The following is a 14,022-nucleotide window of genomic DNA, read 5'->3' on the forward strand; positions in this document are numbered from 1 at the left end:
TGTGGCTGTTAAACTACTGCCAAAATAAACAGGGTTTGCAAAGCAGCGTTTTTCCCCTTTTAACTGACAGTGGGCCTCGGCTCCTTAGTCGTGCCGCTGTGCCAACTCAACCCAATCCAGTGATCGAATCCACATGAGCTATCAGGTACTTGCGCGAAAATGGCGTCCCCAGGCTTTCGCTGACGTAGTCGGTCAGGAACATGTGCTGACTGCGCTGGCCAACGGATTGTCACTGGGACGAATCCATCATGCTTATCTCTTTTCCGGCACTCGTGGCGTAGGGAAAACCTCGATTGCGCGTCTGCTGGCAAAGGGCCTCAACTGCGAAACCGGTATCACTTCGACGCCCTGTGGCGTGTGTGACAACTGCCGCGAAATCGAGCAGGGCCGTTTTGTCGATCTGATTGAGATCGATGCGGCATCACGCACCAAGGTCGAAGATACCCGAGATTTACTCGATAACGTGCAATATGCGCCCGCGCGTGGTCGCTTCAAAGTCTATCTGATTGATGAAGTGCACATGCTGTCACGTCATAGCTTTAACGCGTTGTTAAAAACGCTGGAAGAGCCGCCGTCGCACGTTAAATTCCTGCTGGCCACCACCGATCCGCAAAAGCTGCCGGTCACCATTTTATCGCGTTGTTTGCAGTTCCATCTCAAAGCGCTGGATGTGGAACAGATTCGCCAGCAACTGGAGCATATCCTTCAGCAGGAGCAGATCGCCGCCGAACCGCGTGCGCTGCAACTGCTGGCGCGCGCTGCCGAAGGCAGTATGCGTGATGCGCTCAGCCTGACCGATCAGGCGATTGCGATGGGGCAGGGTAGCGTCACACGCGAGAGCGTGGCGCAGATGCTCGGTACGCTGGATGATGAACAGCCGCTGGCGTTGATTGAAGCATTGAGCGACGGTAACGGTGAGCAGGTGATGGCGCTGTTGAGCCAGGCGGCGTCGCGCGGTGTCGAGTGGGAAGCGTTGTTGGTGGAAATGCTGCGTCTGCTGCACCGTATCGCCATGGTGCAATTGCTGCCAGCTTCCCTCAGCGAGGATGAAGTCAGCCAGGCACAACGTCTGCGTGACCTGGCGCGTGTCTTGCCGCCAGCGGACGTACAACTTTATTACCAGACGCTGCTGATGGGGCGCAAAGATCTGCCGCTGGCACCGGATCGCCGTCTGGGTGTGGAGATGACGTTGCTGCGAGCGCTGGCGTTTCACCCGCAAGCATTGATTGCCGATCCGGTTGCACGCCCGGTGTTGACGCCGCAGGCGACACCGGCTCCAGCCCCGGTTATCGCCGCACAACCACAAATGGCACCGCCGCAGACTGAAGTGCCGCCGATTCCTGCCGATTATCCTGATATGGCCCCTGCGCCGGAAAATCTGTCGGATGCCACCAGCCAGTTGTTACAGGCCCGCACGCAGTTGCTGCGTCAGGGAGCCAGTAAAGCAAAAAAGAGTGAGCCGGCAGCGCGTTCCGCGCGGCCGGCTAATACGGCACTGGAACGCCTGGCGAATGTCACTGAGCGAGTGCAGCAACGCACAACGGAACCGGCGGTAAAAGCGGCGGCAAAACCGGAAGCCTATCGCTGGAAAGCACAAACGCCGACGGAGGTGGTCGCCGAGCCTGTCGCGACGCCAAAAGCCTTGCGTTCCGCGCTTGAGCATGAGAAAACGCCTGAGCTGGCGCAACGTCTGGCGGAAGAAGCGCAACAGCGCGATGCCTGGGCGGCGGAGATCGCCGCACTGAGTTTGCCGAAACTGGTGCAGCAACTGGCGCTGAATGCGTGGAAAGAGCAGGGTGATAATCAGGTGTGCCTGCATCTGCGTAGCAGTCAGCGCCATCTGAATTCAGGTGCCGCGCGCCAGGCTTTAGCCGAGGCACTCAGCCATGCGGCAGGTCAGACGGTTGAACTGACCATTATTGAAGACGATAATTCCGCGGTATTGACGCCACTGGAATGGCGTCAGGCCATTTATGAAGAGAAACTGTCGCAAGCGCGTCAGTCGATCATTAGCGATACCCACATTCAGACCTTGCGCCGTTTCTTCGACGCGGATCTGGATGAAGAGAGTATTCGACCCGTATGAACATGCTGCCGTGCGATGAGCGCGCGACGCAGCCCCAGCAGAGAGAGAAGACTATGTTTGGAAAAGGCGGATTGGGCAACCTGATGAAACAGGCCCAGCAGATGCAGGACAAAATGGCCAAAGTTCAGGAAGAGATCGCTGCGCTGGAAGTCACGGGCGAATCAGGGGCTGGCCTGGTCAAAGTGACCATCAACGGTGCGCATAACTGCCGTCGCGTGGAAGTGGACCCGAGCCTGCTGGAAGATGATAAAGACATGCTGGAAGATCTGATCGCTGCGGCGTTCAATGATGCCGCACGCCGTATCGATGAAACCCAGAAAGAGAAAATGGCTTCCGTGTCTGCCGGTATGCAGCTGCCGCCAGGCTTCAAGATGCCGTTCTGATGCAAACCAGTCCACTGCTTGAATCTTTGATGGAGTCGCTGCGTTGTCTGCCGGGTGTTGGCCCGAAGTCGGCGCAGCGAATGGCATTTCATCTGTTGCAGCGCGATCGCAGCGGTGGCATGCGTCTGGCGCAGGCGTTAACCCGCGCCATGTCGGAAATCGGCCATTGCGCTGATTGCCGTACCTTCACCGAGCAGGACATCTGCACCATCTGCGCCAACCCGCGTCGTCAGCAAAACGGCCAGATTTGCGTGGTGGAAAGCCCGGCGGATATTCACGCTATTGAGCAGACTGGCCAGTTCGCGGGTCGCTACTTTGTGCTGATGGGTCACCTGTCGCCACTCGATGGCATCGGCCCGCAGGATATCGGGCTGGATCGTCTGGAACAGCGTCTGGAACAGGAAACCTTGCAGGAAGTGATCCTCGCCACCAATCCCACGGTGGAAGGTGAAGCCACGGCCAACTATATCGCCGAGCTGTGCAGTCAGTACGGCGTGGACGCCAGCCGCATTGCCCACGGCGTGCCGGTGGGCGGTGAGCTGGAGATGGTCGATGGCACGACGCTGTCGCACTCGCTGGCCGGACGTCACAAGATTAAATTTTAATCACTTGCCGGTATCAATCGTGATACCGGCTTGAAATTCTCCGCACCATCCCCATCTCTTCCTCAACGTTCGATCAACCCGATTCAGTTGAGGTAGCAATGACCATGAAAGGACAAGAGACGCGTGGCTTCCAGTCAGAGGTAAAACAACTTCTGCACCTGATGATCCATTCCCTCTATTCAAATAAAGAGATTTTCCTGCGTGAACTGATCTCCAACGCCTCCGATGCGGCTGACAAACTGCGCTTCCGTGCGCTGTCGGCAGCGGATCTGTACGAAGGCGACGGCGACCTGCGTGTGCGGATCTCGGTCAACAAGGAAAATCGTACTCTGACGCTGAGTGATAACGGCATCGGCATGCGTCGTGATGAGGTAATTGAGAACCTCGGTACTATCGCTAAATCAGGCACCAAAGCGTTTCTGGAATCGATGGGTTCTGACCAGGCTAAAGACAGCCAGCTAATTGGTCAGTTCGGCGTCGGTTTCTACTCGGCCTTTATCGTGGCTGACAAAGTGACCGTGCGTACCCGTGCCGCCGGTGCCAGCGCTGAAGAAGGCGTGTTCTGGGAATCAGCGGGCGAAGGCGAATATACCCTGGCGGAGATTGAGAAAGCCGATCGCGGTACGGAGATCACCCTGCATATGCGTGAAGGCGAGGACGAGTTCCTTGATGCCTGGCGTGTACGTAGCATCATCGGTAAGTACTCCGATCACATCGCGCTGCCGGTTGAAATCGAAAGCAAAGATGAAGAGAGCGACACCACCAGCTGGGAAAAAATCAACAAAGCCCAGGCGCTGTGGACACGCAACAAAGCTGAGATCAGCGACGAAGAGTACAACGAATTCTACAAACATATCGCCCATGACTTTAGTGACCCGGCGATCTGGAGCCACAACCGCGTGGAAGGTAAGCAGGAGTACACCAGCCTGTTGTACATCCCGGCACGCGCCCCGTTTGACATGTGGAACCGCGACCACAAACACGGCCTGAAATTGTATGTCCAGCGCGTATTTATCATGGACGACGCCGAGCAGTTTATGCCGAACTACCTGCGTTTCGTGCGTGGTCTGATTGATTCAAACGACCTGCCGCTCAACGTCTCGCGTGAAATCCTGCAAGACAGCCGTGTAACCCAGAGTCTGCGTGGTGCGTTGACCAAGCGTAGCCTGCAAATGCTGGAAAAACTGGCGAAAGATGACACGGAAAAATATCAGCAGTTCTGGAAAGAGTTTGGTCTGGTACTGAAAGAAGGCCCGGCGGAAGATCATGCTAATCAGCAGCAGATTGCGAAGCTGCTGCGTTTTGCCACCACACAAAGCGAAGGTGCCGAGCAGACCATCTCGCTGGACGACTATCTGAGCCGCATGGTGGAAGGTCAGGACAAGATTTACTACATCACCGCTGACAGCTATGCCGCGGCCAAGAGCAGCCCGCATCTGGAACTGTTCCGTAAGAAAGGCATCGAGGTACTGCTGCTGTCCGATCGTATCGACGAATGGATGATGAGCTACCTTACCGAGTTCGACGGTAAAACCTTCCAGTCAGTGAGCAAGGCGGATGATTCGCTGAGCAAACTGGCCGATGAAGAGACGGAAGAACAGAAAGAAGCGGAAAAAGCGCTGGAGCCGTTCGTTGATCGCGTGAAAACCCTGCTGGGCGAGCGCGTCAAAGAGGTGCGTTTGACCCATCGTCTTACCGATACGCCAGCGATTGTCACCACCGACGCCAACGAAATGAGCACCCAGATGGCGAAACTGTTCGCCGCAGCGGGTCAGGACGTGCCGGACGTGAAGTACATCTTTGAGCTGAACCCGGATCATACGTTGGTAAAACGTGTGGCGGATACCCAGGATGAAAGCCGTTTTGGTGAGTGGATTGAGCTGCTGCTCGACCAGGCGTTACTGGCGGAGCGTGGCACGCTGGACGATCCCAACCAGTTTATTCGTCGTATGAATCAGTTGTTAACTGCCTAAAGAGCACAAGGGCGACCAGCAGGTCGCCCTTTATTGCTCAGATCACCGCAAGTTTAGCGCTCCCCCGCTTGCCAAAACTTAAAGTTTGATCTTCATACCGCGTGATAACGCTTGTTTCTTTTCGCGAAGTCTTGCTTTCGTTGGTAAATACACACCATGATAATATCGATAGATTTCACTGCTGATGGAAAAGACTAATTCATCCCAATATTCTGATTGATAGAACAGCTCAGACAGAGCAATGTTGTACTGATCCTTATTGGGATCGTCAGCAGGTGTTTTCTCATGCAGTGTTGTTCTGTATTTATAGAGATTATCGGGATGGATGCTTTCTTCCAGTATGTTATTGATGACAGTGTCGGTATGTAGTCCGACATCTCTGGGTTTTCCGGACATAACGGTAAGCGTGTGAAGTGATGTCTGTATGTCTGGCATAGTACTGGCAACAATCTCGTTGCTAAATCCATTGGCGAATTTTGTGATTTCATAGAGCGCATCGTCGTACTTAAGCGACTGCAATATGTATTCAGCGAGTTCTTCGTCGTTCTTGTTTGCTAGTGAAATAAAACCTGTCTTCTCGAACCGCTCTGTCATGATTTTTCGGCGAAACCATTCTTCATCAATATGAAATAAGAAAAAGAGGACGTTGTCATACTCAATGCCCGTGTCCAGTTTATCGGAAAAATAGTCATAATATTTATCTTTATAATCTTCAGGCAATTTTGTGACAGCATAAGCAGCATGGTATTCTTGCAATGATTTGTGCAAAAAGACATAGCGATTAAAACCATCGGGTTGTATCAGGCAGGTGATGCTAATGATGTCATGCAAAAAGCTATCGCACTCTTGCTCATCAAGAGCGGCAGTATCCAGCGCACGGGCAGCGTAAGCGTGGAGGTTTTCCTCGTTGAACTCATAGACTTCATCTTCCATGGCAAACAAACACATTGCTGAAAAACACCATTGAATTTCGTCTGTTTGTAATTTACAGCGGCGTTGTCTGGACCAGGCCTTGAGACGGTCATGCTTGTGATACAAGGTAGTAAACAACAGGCGATAAAAATCCACGGCGGTTCGTGGTAGTTCATCCCAGTAATGATAACAGGCATGTAACAGGGTCAGCAGGATAGGACTCACCAGCGTATTCGCTAGCCCAGAATTTGTTCTGAGAAGCTGGGATAATTCGTTGAAATCATCGGGCGTGGCGAGTTTTTTAAGTATGCCGTATCTGTCCTTATCAGTAAGGGATTTGACAAAAACATTGGTGATGCCAGCTTCACTGCATATCTCGGTATCGGGGCGACTGGTGACAATGACAGGGCAGCGATATTTATTATTAATTTCAAAAATAGATCGGATAAAAGCAGAGCGCAGGTTATCTTTAATTTCATCAAAGCCGTCCAGTAAAACGATGATTTTTCCTGACGACAAGAGTTGCTCTAACGCATCTTGGTTAAGATCGAATCCTAATATGTTTAATTGAGCGTGAATATATTCCAGGACGTTACCGTCCTCAATGCGGCGTAATTCCAGAAAGAAAGGCAATCGGTGATGCTTTCTGATCTCTTCAAGAAACAGTTTACGCAGAATGGTACTTTTGCCTTGTCCGGCAATCCCAATAATATTGACGATGTTCTGGGAGATTATCTGTGCGCCATCACTGACAATCAGTTCGGTCTTTTCCGGCCTGTTTTCAATGGTGAGCGGATAATAAATATCTTCAAGCAAAACGTCATAATCGGGATTATGCAGAGTGCGCATACGCAGAGCAGCATAGGCATGCTTTTCCAGATAGGCTTGCTGAATGTGGGGTGATTGCATTTGGCTGAGAAGTTTCTTGCCTGCTTTTCGGGTTGGGATCCAGTCAACCTTCAGCAACTTTTCAACCATGACTTTTGTCGCTTCACCAACACCACTATTCAGTAGCTGGGCAATGAGTGCATCCATAACGTATCCTCATACCATTCACGTTTTACGTTTATGTAATAAGTATCTTATTGTGGCAATAGGGATCAGTGGTGCGCCTCATCCCTTAACCAATCACGGAACAGGGTAATCTCGGCATCATGCTGACGTGACGCCTTGGTCATCATCCAGGTAGCGCGATCTACGCGGACAAAGCCAAGTGGGGCAATCAGCGTACCGTCGTGTAACTCCTGCCGTACCAGCAAACGCGGTGCCATAATCACCCCCAGCCCATTTCTGGCGGCCTGGATACCCAGCGTCAGATTATCGAAATGTTTTCCGACCCAGAAATTCCCGCGCGTACCGCTGGTTTTCGCCCATTCCGCCCAGGCGTGGAGCCGGGTGTCGGCATGCAACAGCGGCAACGCGGCCAGATCCTGTTCATTCTGAAAACGCGCGGCAAATTGCGGTGCGCACAGTGGGCCCACGTAATCATCGCTGACCAGCGTGGCATCGATGTCTTCATCCGGCGTTTGTTCATAGCTATGAATCAGCACATCGGTGTGTTCGCTGCGCAGTTGATCGATCTCCACCAGCTGCTGGAACTGGATCTCAATATCGGGATAGCGCAGATAAAAGCTGCCAATACGTGGAATCAGCCATTGGGAAAGAAAACTCGGCGCGCAGGAGACGCTGAGGTGGTGACGCATGCCCGTGCGAATACTTTCGCAGGTGGTGGACAGTTCGCTAAAAGCCTTCTGACAACTGACCAGTAATCGCTCACCATGTGAGGTTAATTTGACACGTCCATTTGTACGGACAAACAGAGGCTTACCCATCCAGCTTTCCAGCTGTCGTACCTGATGGCTAATGGCGCTGTGGGTCACATGCAAACGTTCAGCGGCTACGCTAAAACTGCTGTGTAGTGCCGCCTGGTGGAAATAATGCAGTGCACGTAACGAAGGTAGCCCGGTCATACTCATCCCCTGTGTAAAAACCTAACAGGGATTGTCAGTTTATATCATTTTAAAGTCCAGCCGCATTGCCCTAACCTTTCCCCCTGATTCTGGCGGGTTGACTGGCAGGCGCCTCTGTGTTTACGCCGGTAATTTCCGCCACGGACCTGCTCCTCATCCGCCATCACACAGCACAATAAACAGAGAATAATCACGCGATGGCTTCACAGAATGCTTCTGCCAGGGCGGCGGCGCGCGATCAGCTTCGCGGCCTGCTTTCCCGCCATTACCGGCTTGAACAGTATGATCTGTTCTTTGCTCCTTCATTGCATATTGCGCGGGTACTGCTTTCCCAATTGTTTTTACGTCAGGAACAGGCACGCAACCAGACACGCTATGCTTCTCAATACCCCGTGAGTGAATTAAGTATCTTACCGGCGGTGCCAGTGATGGCGGGGAATATATCGCTGATTGAACACGTTGATGTGTTTCGTGGTCGCGTGCGCGCGCTGCCTGAATGCCAGAGTCAGGGCGTCACCGATGCCTCCGAGTCTTTTGCCACGCTACTGCACCGGCGTCTGATTAACGAGGCACGGTTGTTTGTTACGCGGCTCGACCATCACGCGCAACTGGGCACCGATTTGGTTCTGATCGCGTTGCGTACCCATGATTTCAGCACCCTGGTCCGCAGTGAATTACGGCTGTTTGAACAGGGACTGGCGCTGGGTGACGCGCCGGAGCAGGCACTGGCACAGATGGCCGCCGCGCAATGGCGGCCATACAATATCGCCAGTGTCGACACGATTACCCTCGAAGCGCCGTTTTCGCTGCAATCCCTCCAACAGCCGGGTTTGTCATTCGCGTTGCTGCCGATGATGCCGGGCAAGCTGCCAGACACGCCGCCGCCCGATCTCCATCTGTGGCCGGAGCAGGGACGGGCGCTGTTGCGTGCCAATGTGCGTGGCAGTGCCAATAAAAGCCAGAATATGACGGCAAAGCTGGCGAAGCGGCTGCGCGAGCTGTTGAACAGCGGTCGCAATTCTGAAAATGGGGAAAAATCCCGCGTCGGGCTGGTATCGGTGGCAAAAGGCAGTAAAGTAGGACATTAGCCGTAACCGTGGCCCCTTTCCTTGTGGTGGACGGGGCATAGTGGTATGGTCATCGCCTTCTCAGATTGATCAATGCGATTCACAAGGGGAATTACGCAATGCGTATTATTCTGCTCGGGGCACCGGGCGCAGGTAAGGGCACTCAGGCTCAATTCATCATGGAGAAATACGGTATTCCGCAAATCTCCACGGGCGACATGCTGCGTGCGGCAGTGAAAGCAGGCACCGAGCTGGGTCAGCAGGCGAAAGCCATTATGGATGCCGGTAAACTGGTGACCGACGAGCTGGTGATTGCGCTGGTTAAAGAGCGTATTACCCAGGAAGACTGCAAAAACGGTTTCCTGCTTGATGGCTTCCCGCGCACCATTCCGCAGGCTGATGCCATGAAAGAAGCCGGTATCAACGTCGATTTCGTGCTGGAATTTGCGGTACCGGATGAACTGATTGTCGATCGCATTGTTGGCCGTCGTGTGCACGCGCCGTCTGGCCGTGTTTATCACGTCACCTACAATCCGCCAAAAGTGGCAGGTAAAGACGACGTGACCGGCGAAGAGCTGACCACGCGTAAAGATGACCAGGAAGAAACCGTGCGTAAGCGTCTGGTGGAATACCATCAGCTGACTGCGCCGCTGATTGCTTACTACAGCAAAGAAGCGGAAGCCGGTAACACGCAGTACCACAAAATCGACGGCACCCGTCAGGTTGCTGAAGTGAGTACTCAACTGGCAGCCATCCTCGGCTAAGTCAGATCAGGGTCGGTTTACCGGCCCTTTTGCAGCAATTGCTTTCCCCTCCCGCTTTTTCCGCTACAATTTCCCACGATTTTGACCCATTCGTTTCGACAGCAAGGAAATACAATGAGGCAAGAAAAGCCCGGGGTTTTACTGGTTAATTTAGGCACACCAGATGCACCCACTACACCAGCGGTTAAACGTTACCTGAAACAGTTCCTCGGCGACCCGCGTGTGGTCGATACGCCGCGCTGGTTGTGGTGGCCGATACTCAACTTTGCCATCCTCCCGTTCCGCTCGCCGCGTGTATCCAAGCTCTACGCATCCGTCTGGATGGAAGAAGGCTCACCGCTGATGGTGTTCAGTAAACGGCAGCGTGATGCGCTGGCGCAGCAGATCGATATGCCGGTGGAGTTAGGCATGAGCTACGGTCAGCCCAGTCTGGAAGGGGCGGTTGAGCGCCTGCTGGCACAAGGCGTCACTAAATTGATCGTGTTGCCGCTCTATCCGCAATTCTCTTGCTCAACGGTGGCGGCCGTATGGGACGGTCTGGCGGCCAGCTTCAAACCGCTGCGCTCCTTGCCGGACGTGGCTTTTATTCGTGACTATGCCGAACACCCGGCGTATATCGCTGCCCTGAAGGCGTCGGTCGAACGCTCCTTCGCACAGCATGGCGAACCGGATCTGCTGGTGTTGTCCTATCACGGTATTCCCCAGCGCTTTGCCGACGAAGGTGATGACTATCCATTGCGCTGCAAAGATACCACCGCTGCACTGGCCGCCGCCCTCGGCATCGCGCCTCACAAGATCATGATGACCTTCCAGTCGCGCTTTGGCCGTGAGCCTTGGTTGACGCCGTACACGGATGAAACCATGCAGGGATTGCCCGCCAAAGGTATCAAGCATGTGCAGGTGATGAGTCCGGGCTTTGCCGCCGACTGCCTCGAAACGCTGGAAGAGATCAGTGAACAGAACCGTGAGTTCTTCCTGCACGCGGGTGGTGAGAAGTTTGAATATATTCCTGCGCTGAACGCGGATGACGAGCACATCGCCATGATGGTGCAACTGGTCAACGCACGCCGTTAAGGGAGTGGCAGAGAATGTGATATCATTCTCTGCCTGATTTTCCAGACGGCATCCTCCATGAAATTTCCCGGCAAACGTAAATCCAAACACTATTTCCCCGTTAGCGCGCGCGATCCGCTGTTGCAGGCTACGCCGCAAGAGCAGGAGGAGGGCAGCTGGGTCGTCGGTATTGATCAGACGCTGGTGGATATTGAAGCCAAAGTCGATGAGGACTTTCTGCAACGTTACGGCCTGAGTGCGGGTCATTCGTTGGTGATTGATGACGCCACGGCGGAAGCACTGTACCGCGAACTGATGCGTGATGAGTTGATTAGCCACCAGTTTGCTGGCGGTACCATCGGCAACACGCTGCATAACTATTCGGTGTTGGCCGATGATCGTTCGGTGCTGCTGGGGGTGATGTGCAACAGCATCCAGATCGGCAGCTACGCCTACCGTTACCTGTGCAACACCTCCAGCCGGATGGATCTCAACTATTTACAGGGCGTTGATGGCGCAATTGGTCGCTGTTTCACCCTGATTGGTGAGCAGGGCGAGCGCACCTTCGCCATCAGTCCCGGTCTGATGAACCAGCTTCAGGCCGACAGTATCCCGGAAGAGGTGATTGCCGGTGCCTCTGCGCTGGTACTGACCTCCTATTTAGTGCGTTGTCAGCCGGGTGAACCGATGCCGGAAGCCACGCTGCGCGCGATTGCGTTCGCCAAAAAACATAATGTGCCAGTGGTGTTAACGCTGGGCACCAAATACGTTATTCAGGATAACCCGCAGTTCTGGCGTGATTTTCTGCGCGACCATGTCTCGATCGTGGCGATGAATGAAGAGGAAGCCCTGGCCCTGACCGGTGAGGCGGACCCGCTGTTGGCCGCCAATATGGCGCTGGACTGGGTCGATTTGGTGCTGTGTACTGCCGGGCCAACCGGGTTGTATATGGCGGGCTTTACCGAGGACGAATTTAAGCGCAAAACCAACCATCCGTTGCTGCCGGGCGCGATTGCGGAATTCAACCAATATGAGTTCAGCCGCGCCATGCGTCAGCAGGACTGCCAACAGCCGCTGCGTATCTTCTCCCATATCGCGCCTTATATGGGCGGACCCGAGAAGATTATGAACACCAACGGCGCGGGCGATGCGGCCTTAGCTGCGCTGTTACACGATATCACCGCGAATAATTTCCACCGCCAGAAAGTCCCGAACTCCAGCAAGCATGCACGCGGCTATCTGACATATTCCTCCCTGGCGCAGGTGTGTAAATATGCCAACCGTGTCAGCTATCAGGTGTTGAATCAGCACTCCCCACGTCTGACGCGCGGTTTGCCGGAGCGTGAGGACAGCCTCGAAGAGTCGTACTGGGACAGGTAAATATATAATATGTAGCGGCGCGATTTATCGCGCAATTTCGTGCGCGTTGCAGGAAAAACCCGCGCGATAAATCGCGCCGCTACGGCGTTAAATCAAATCGGGCATTCACGGACAATTGGCTTCTGCGCGATCTCTTCCTCCAGCATACGCAGCATACTGTTGGCGATCTCACGTTCGCCCATCACTACGCGATTGGCACCCCGTTCAAGAATGTATTCCACTTCATCGTCGTAATGGGCGCGGGCGATGATCTCAATATTGTCGCGCTTCTCACGCGCTGCGGTGACAACCTCACCGGCTTCATAGCCATTAGGAATGGTCAGCAGCAGCCAGCGCGCGCAGTCCAGACGTGCCAGCTCCATGGTATCGCTACGGGCGGCATTGCCTAGCACTGCTTTGATGCCCTGCTCGCGTAAGGCTTCCACCCGGGGACGTGAAGTTTCCACCACCACCAACGGGACATCGGCTTCCAGCAATTTTTGCCCCAGCAGGCTGCCGACACGGCCATAGCCCACAATCACGGCATGATCGCAGATATCCACCGGGATCTGCTTCTCTTCCTCAATCGCCTCTTCCAGCGTCTGTTCTTCCATGGTCTCGGTTTTGTCGAGATAACGTTCCAGCAGGGTGAAGAGGATCGGGTTGAGCATAATCGACAGGATGGCGGCAGCCAGCACCAGATTGCGCCCCTCCTGGCTCAGTAAGCCGAGAGAAATGCCGAGACCGGCCAGAATGAAGGCAAACTCGCCAATCTGCGCCAGGCTAACGGAAATGGTCAGGGCGGTACGACGTGAGTGGCCCAGCAGTGTCACCAGTAACCAGGCGGCGACCGATTTGCCCACCACGATAATCACCAGCGCACCTAATACGGCTAACGGCTGGTTGACCAAAATCATCGGGTCGAACAGCATGCCGACGGAAACGAAGAACAGCACGGCAAACGCATCGCGCAGCGGCAGGGTATCGTGCGCCGCACGGTGGCTTAATTCAGATTCGTTCAGCACCATACCGGCGAAGAATGCACCGAGGGCAAAGGAGACATCAAAGAATTCTACCGCACCAAACGCAATGCCCAGCGCCAGTGCCAGCACCGCCAGGGTAAACAACTCGCGCGAACCGGTGGCGGCGCTTTTCGCCAGAATCCACGGCACCGCACGGCGGCCCACGACCATCATCAGCACCATAAAGGCGACAACTTTACCGATAGTCAGCAGCAGATCCCATGCCAGCAGAGTGGGGCTGGCATTGCCCTGTTCCAGCATGCCGGCAATCGCGGGCAGCAGCACCAACGTCAACACCATGACCAGGTCTTCGACAATCAGCCAGCCGATTGCGATTTGTCCGCGCTGGCTGTCAATCAGCTGACGTTCCTCCAGCGCGCGCAGTAACACCACGGTACTGGCGGTGGAGAGACACAAGCCAAACACCAGACCGGTCATCATCGACCAGCCTAATGCCCACGACAGCCCCATTCCCAGCAAGGTTGCCACCGCGATTTGCGCGACAGCGCCAGGAATGGCGACCGACTTTACCGACATCAAATCTTTCAGCGAAAAATGCAGCCCAACGCCGAACATCAGCAGAATCACGCCTAATTCGGCTAATTCAGGGGCCAGATTGGTATCGGCGACAAAACCGGGGGTAAAGGGACCGGCCAACACACCGGCCAGCAAATAACCGACCAGCGGTGAAATGCGCAGGCGATTTGCCAGCATACCAAGGAGAAATGCCAGGACCAGTGCCCCGACGATGGTGGTGATCAACGGTGTGGTGTGATGCATGCCTGTCTCCTTGTGTGCAAATGTATCCGCTTGTAACAACCTAGTTTA

11 protein-coding genes and 1 other annotated feature are annotated in these 14,022 nt (G+C 54.3%); of the genes, 8 read left to right on the forward strand and 3 right to left on the reverse strand.

Going from position 1 to position 14,022, the window contains the following annotated elements; all coding sequences use genetic code 11:
• Positions 1 to 133 precede the first annotated feature (133 nt).
• The 4 genes from dnaX (at position 134) to htpG (ending at position 5,047) form a co-directional block, all read left to right on the forward strand.
• On the forward strand, positions 134 to 2,086 hold the full coding sequence (gene dnaX, locus PAT9B_RS04975; protein WP_013508167.1) for a DNA polymerase III subunit gamma/tau: 1,953 nt from the start codon (positions 134 to 136) through the stop codon (positions 2,084 to 2,086).
• Positions 1,428 to 1,489: a sequence feature (DnaX frameshifting element), on the forward strand. (Overlaps the previous gene by 62 nt.)
• A gap of 53 nt (positions 2,087 to 2,139) precedes the next feature.
• Complete coding sequence (locus PAT9B_RS04980; RefSeq protein ID WP_021182290.1) at positions 2,140 to 2,469, forward strand: YbaB/EbfC family nucleoid-associated protein; 330 nt, start codon at positions 2,140 to 2,142, stop codon at positions 2,467 to 2,469.
• On the forward strand, positions 2,469 to 3,074 hold the full coding sequence (recR, locus tag PAT9B_RS04985) for a recombination mediator RecR (protein ID WP_013508169.1): 606 nt from the start codon (positions 2,469 to 2,471) through the stop codon (positions 3,072 to 3,074). The genes PAT9B_RS04980 and recR overlap by 1 nt, the downstream gene beginning before the upstream one ends.
• Before the next feature lie 98 nt (positions 3,075 to 3,172).
• A complete protein-coding gene (htpG, locus tag PAT9B_RS04990; RefSeq protein WP_013508170.1) occupies positions 3,173 to 5,047 on the forward strand; it encodes a molecular chaperone HtpG in 1,875 nt (624 codons plus the stop codon).
• Positions 5,048 to 5,125: 78 nt separating this feature from the next.
• On the opposite strand, the gene PAT9B_RS04995 is transcribed toward htpG, so the two are convergent.
• Positions 5,126 to 6,994 carry an NACHT domain-containing NTPase gene (locus tag PAT9B_RS04995; protein ID WP_013508171.1) on the reverse strand — a complete coding sequence of 623 codons (1,869 nt, stop codon included), beginning with the start codon at positions 6,992 to 6,994 and terminating at the stop codon, positions 5,126 to 5,128.
• Between the two features lie 65 nt (positions 6,995 to 7,059).
• A complete protein-coding gene (locus PAT9B_RS05000; RefSeq protein ID WP_013508172.1) occupies positions 7,060 to 7,929 on the reverse strand; it encodes a LysR substrate-binding domain-containing protein in 870 nt (289 codons plus the stop codon).
• Between the two features lie 197 nt (positions 7,930 to 8,126).
• On the opposite strand from PAT9B_RS05000, the gene PAT9B_RS05005 reads away from it, so the two are divergent.
• The 4 genes from PAT9B_RS05005 (at position 8,127) to PAT9B_RS05020 (ending at position 12,193) form a co-directional block, all read left to right on the forward strand.
• The gene (locus tag PAT9B_RS05005) at positions 8,127 to 9,017 is read left to right on the forward strand and encodes a DUF6024 family protein (protein WP_013508173.1); all 891 of its coding nucleotides are present in this window, start codon (positions 8,127 to 8,129) and stop codon (positions 9,015 to 9,017) included.
• A 98-nt stretch (positions 9,018 to 9,115) separates the two neighbouring features.
• On the forward strand, positions 9,116 to 9,760 hold the full coding sequence (adk, locus tag PAT9B_RS05010) for an adenylate kinase (protein ID WP_013508174.1): 645 nt from the start codon (positions 9,116 to 9,118) through the stop codon (positions 9,758 to 9,760).
• A 114-nt stretch (positions 9,761 to 9,874) separates the two neighbouring features.
• Positions 9,875 to 10,834 carry a ferrochelatase gene (gene hemH / locus PAT9B_RS05015; RefSeq protein WP_013508175.1) on the forward strand — a complete coding sequence of 320 codons (960 nt, stop codon included), beginning with the start codon at positions 9,875 to 9,877 and terminating at the stop codon, positions 10,832 to 10,834.
• A 57-nt stretch (positions 10,835 to 10,891) separates the two neighbouring features.
• Positions 10,892 to 12,193 carry an inosine/guanosine kinase gene (locus tag PAT9B_RS05020; protein WP_013508176.1) on the forward strand — a complete coding sequence of 434 codons (1,302 nt, stop codon included), beginning with the start codon at positions 10,892 to 10,894 and terminating at the stop codon, positions 12,191 to 12,193.
• A 92-nt stretch (positions 12,194 to 12,285) separates the two neighbouring features.
• On the opposite strand, the gene ybaL is transcribed toward PAT9B_RS05020, so the two are convergent.
• Positions 12,286 to 13,974: a YbaL family putative K(+) efflux transporter gene (gene ybaL, locus PAT9B_RS05025; protein WP_013508177.1), complete on the reverse strand. Its 1,689-nt coding sequence runs from the start codon at positions 13,972 to 13,974 to the stop codon at positions 12,286 to 12,288.
• Between the last annotated feature and the right edge of the window lie 48 nt (positions 13,975 to 14,022).

The sequence above is a fragment of the Pantoea sp. At-9b genome, from assembly GCF_000175935.2.
Lineage (GTDB): Bacteria > Pseudomonadota > Gammaproteobacteria > Enterobacterales > Enterobacteriaceae > Pantoea.

Coding starts and splice junctions, on each gene's coding strand:
- dnaX (WP_013508167.1), top strand. CDS start 134: ATGAGCTATCAGGTACTTGCGCGAAAATGGCGTCCCCAGGCTTTCGCT.
- PAT9B_RS04980 (WP_021182290.1), top strand. CDS start 2,140: ATGTTTGGAAAAGGCGGATTGGGCAACCTGATGAAACAGGCCCAGCAG.
- recR (WP_013508169.1), top strand. CDS start 2,469: ATGCAAACCAGTCCACTGCTTGAATCTTTGATGGAGTCGCTGCGTTGT.
- htpG (WP_013508170.1), top strand. CDS start 3,173: ATGACCATGAAAGGACAAGAGACGCGTGGCTTCCAGTCAGAGGTAAAA.
- PAT9B_RS04995 (WP_013508171.1), bottom strand. CDS start 6,994: ATGGATGCACTCATTGCCCAGCTACTGAATAGTGGTGTTGGTGAAGCG.
- PAT9B_RS05000 (WP_013508172.1), bottom strand. CDS start 7,929: ATGACCGGGCTACCTTCGTTACGTGCACTGCATTATTTCCACCAGGCG.
- PAT9B_RS05005 (WP_013508173.1), top strand. CDS start 8,127: ATGGCTTCACAGAATGCTTCTGCCAGGGCGGCGGCGCGCGATCAGCTT.
- adk (WP_013508174.1), top strand. CDS start 9,116: ATGCGTATTATTCTGCTCGGGGCACCGGGCGCAGGTAAGGGCACTCAG.
- hemH (WP_013508175.1), top strand. CDS start 9,875: ATGAGGCAAGAAAAGCCCGGGGTTTTACTGGTTAATTTAGGCACACCA.
- PAT9B_RS05020 (WP_013508176.1), top strand. CDS start 10,892: ATGAAATTTCCCGGCAAACGTAAATCCAAACACTATTTCCCCGTTAGC.
- ybaL (WP_013508177.1), bottom strand. CDS start 13,974: ATGCATCACACCACACCGTTGATCACCACCATCGTCGGGGCACTGGTC.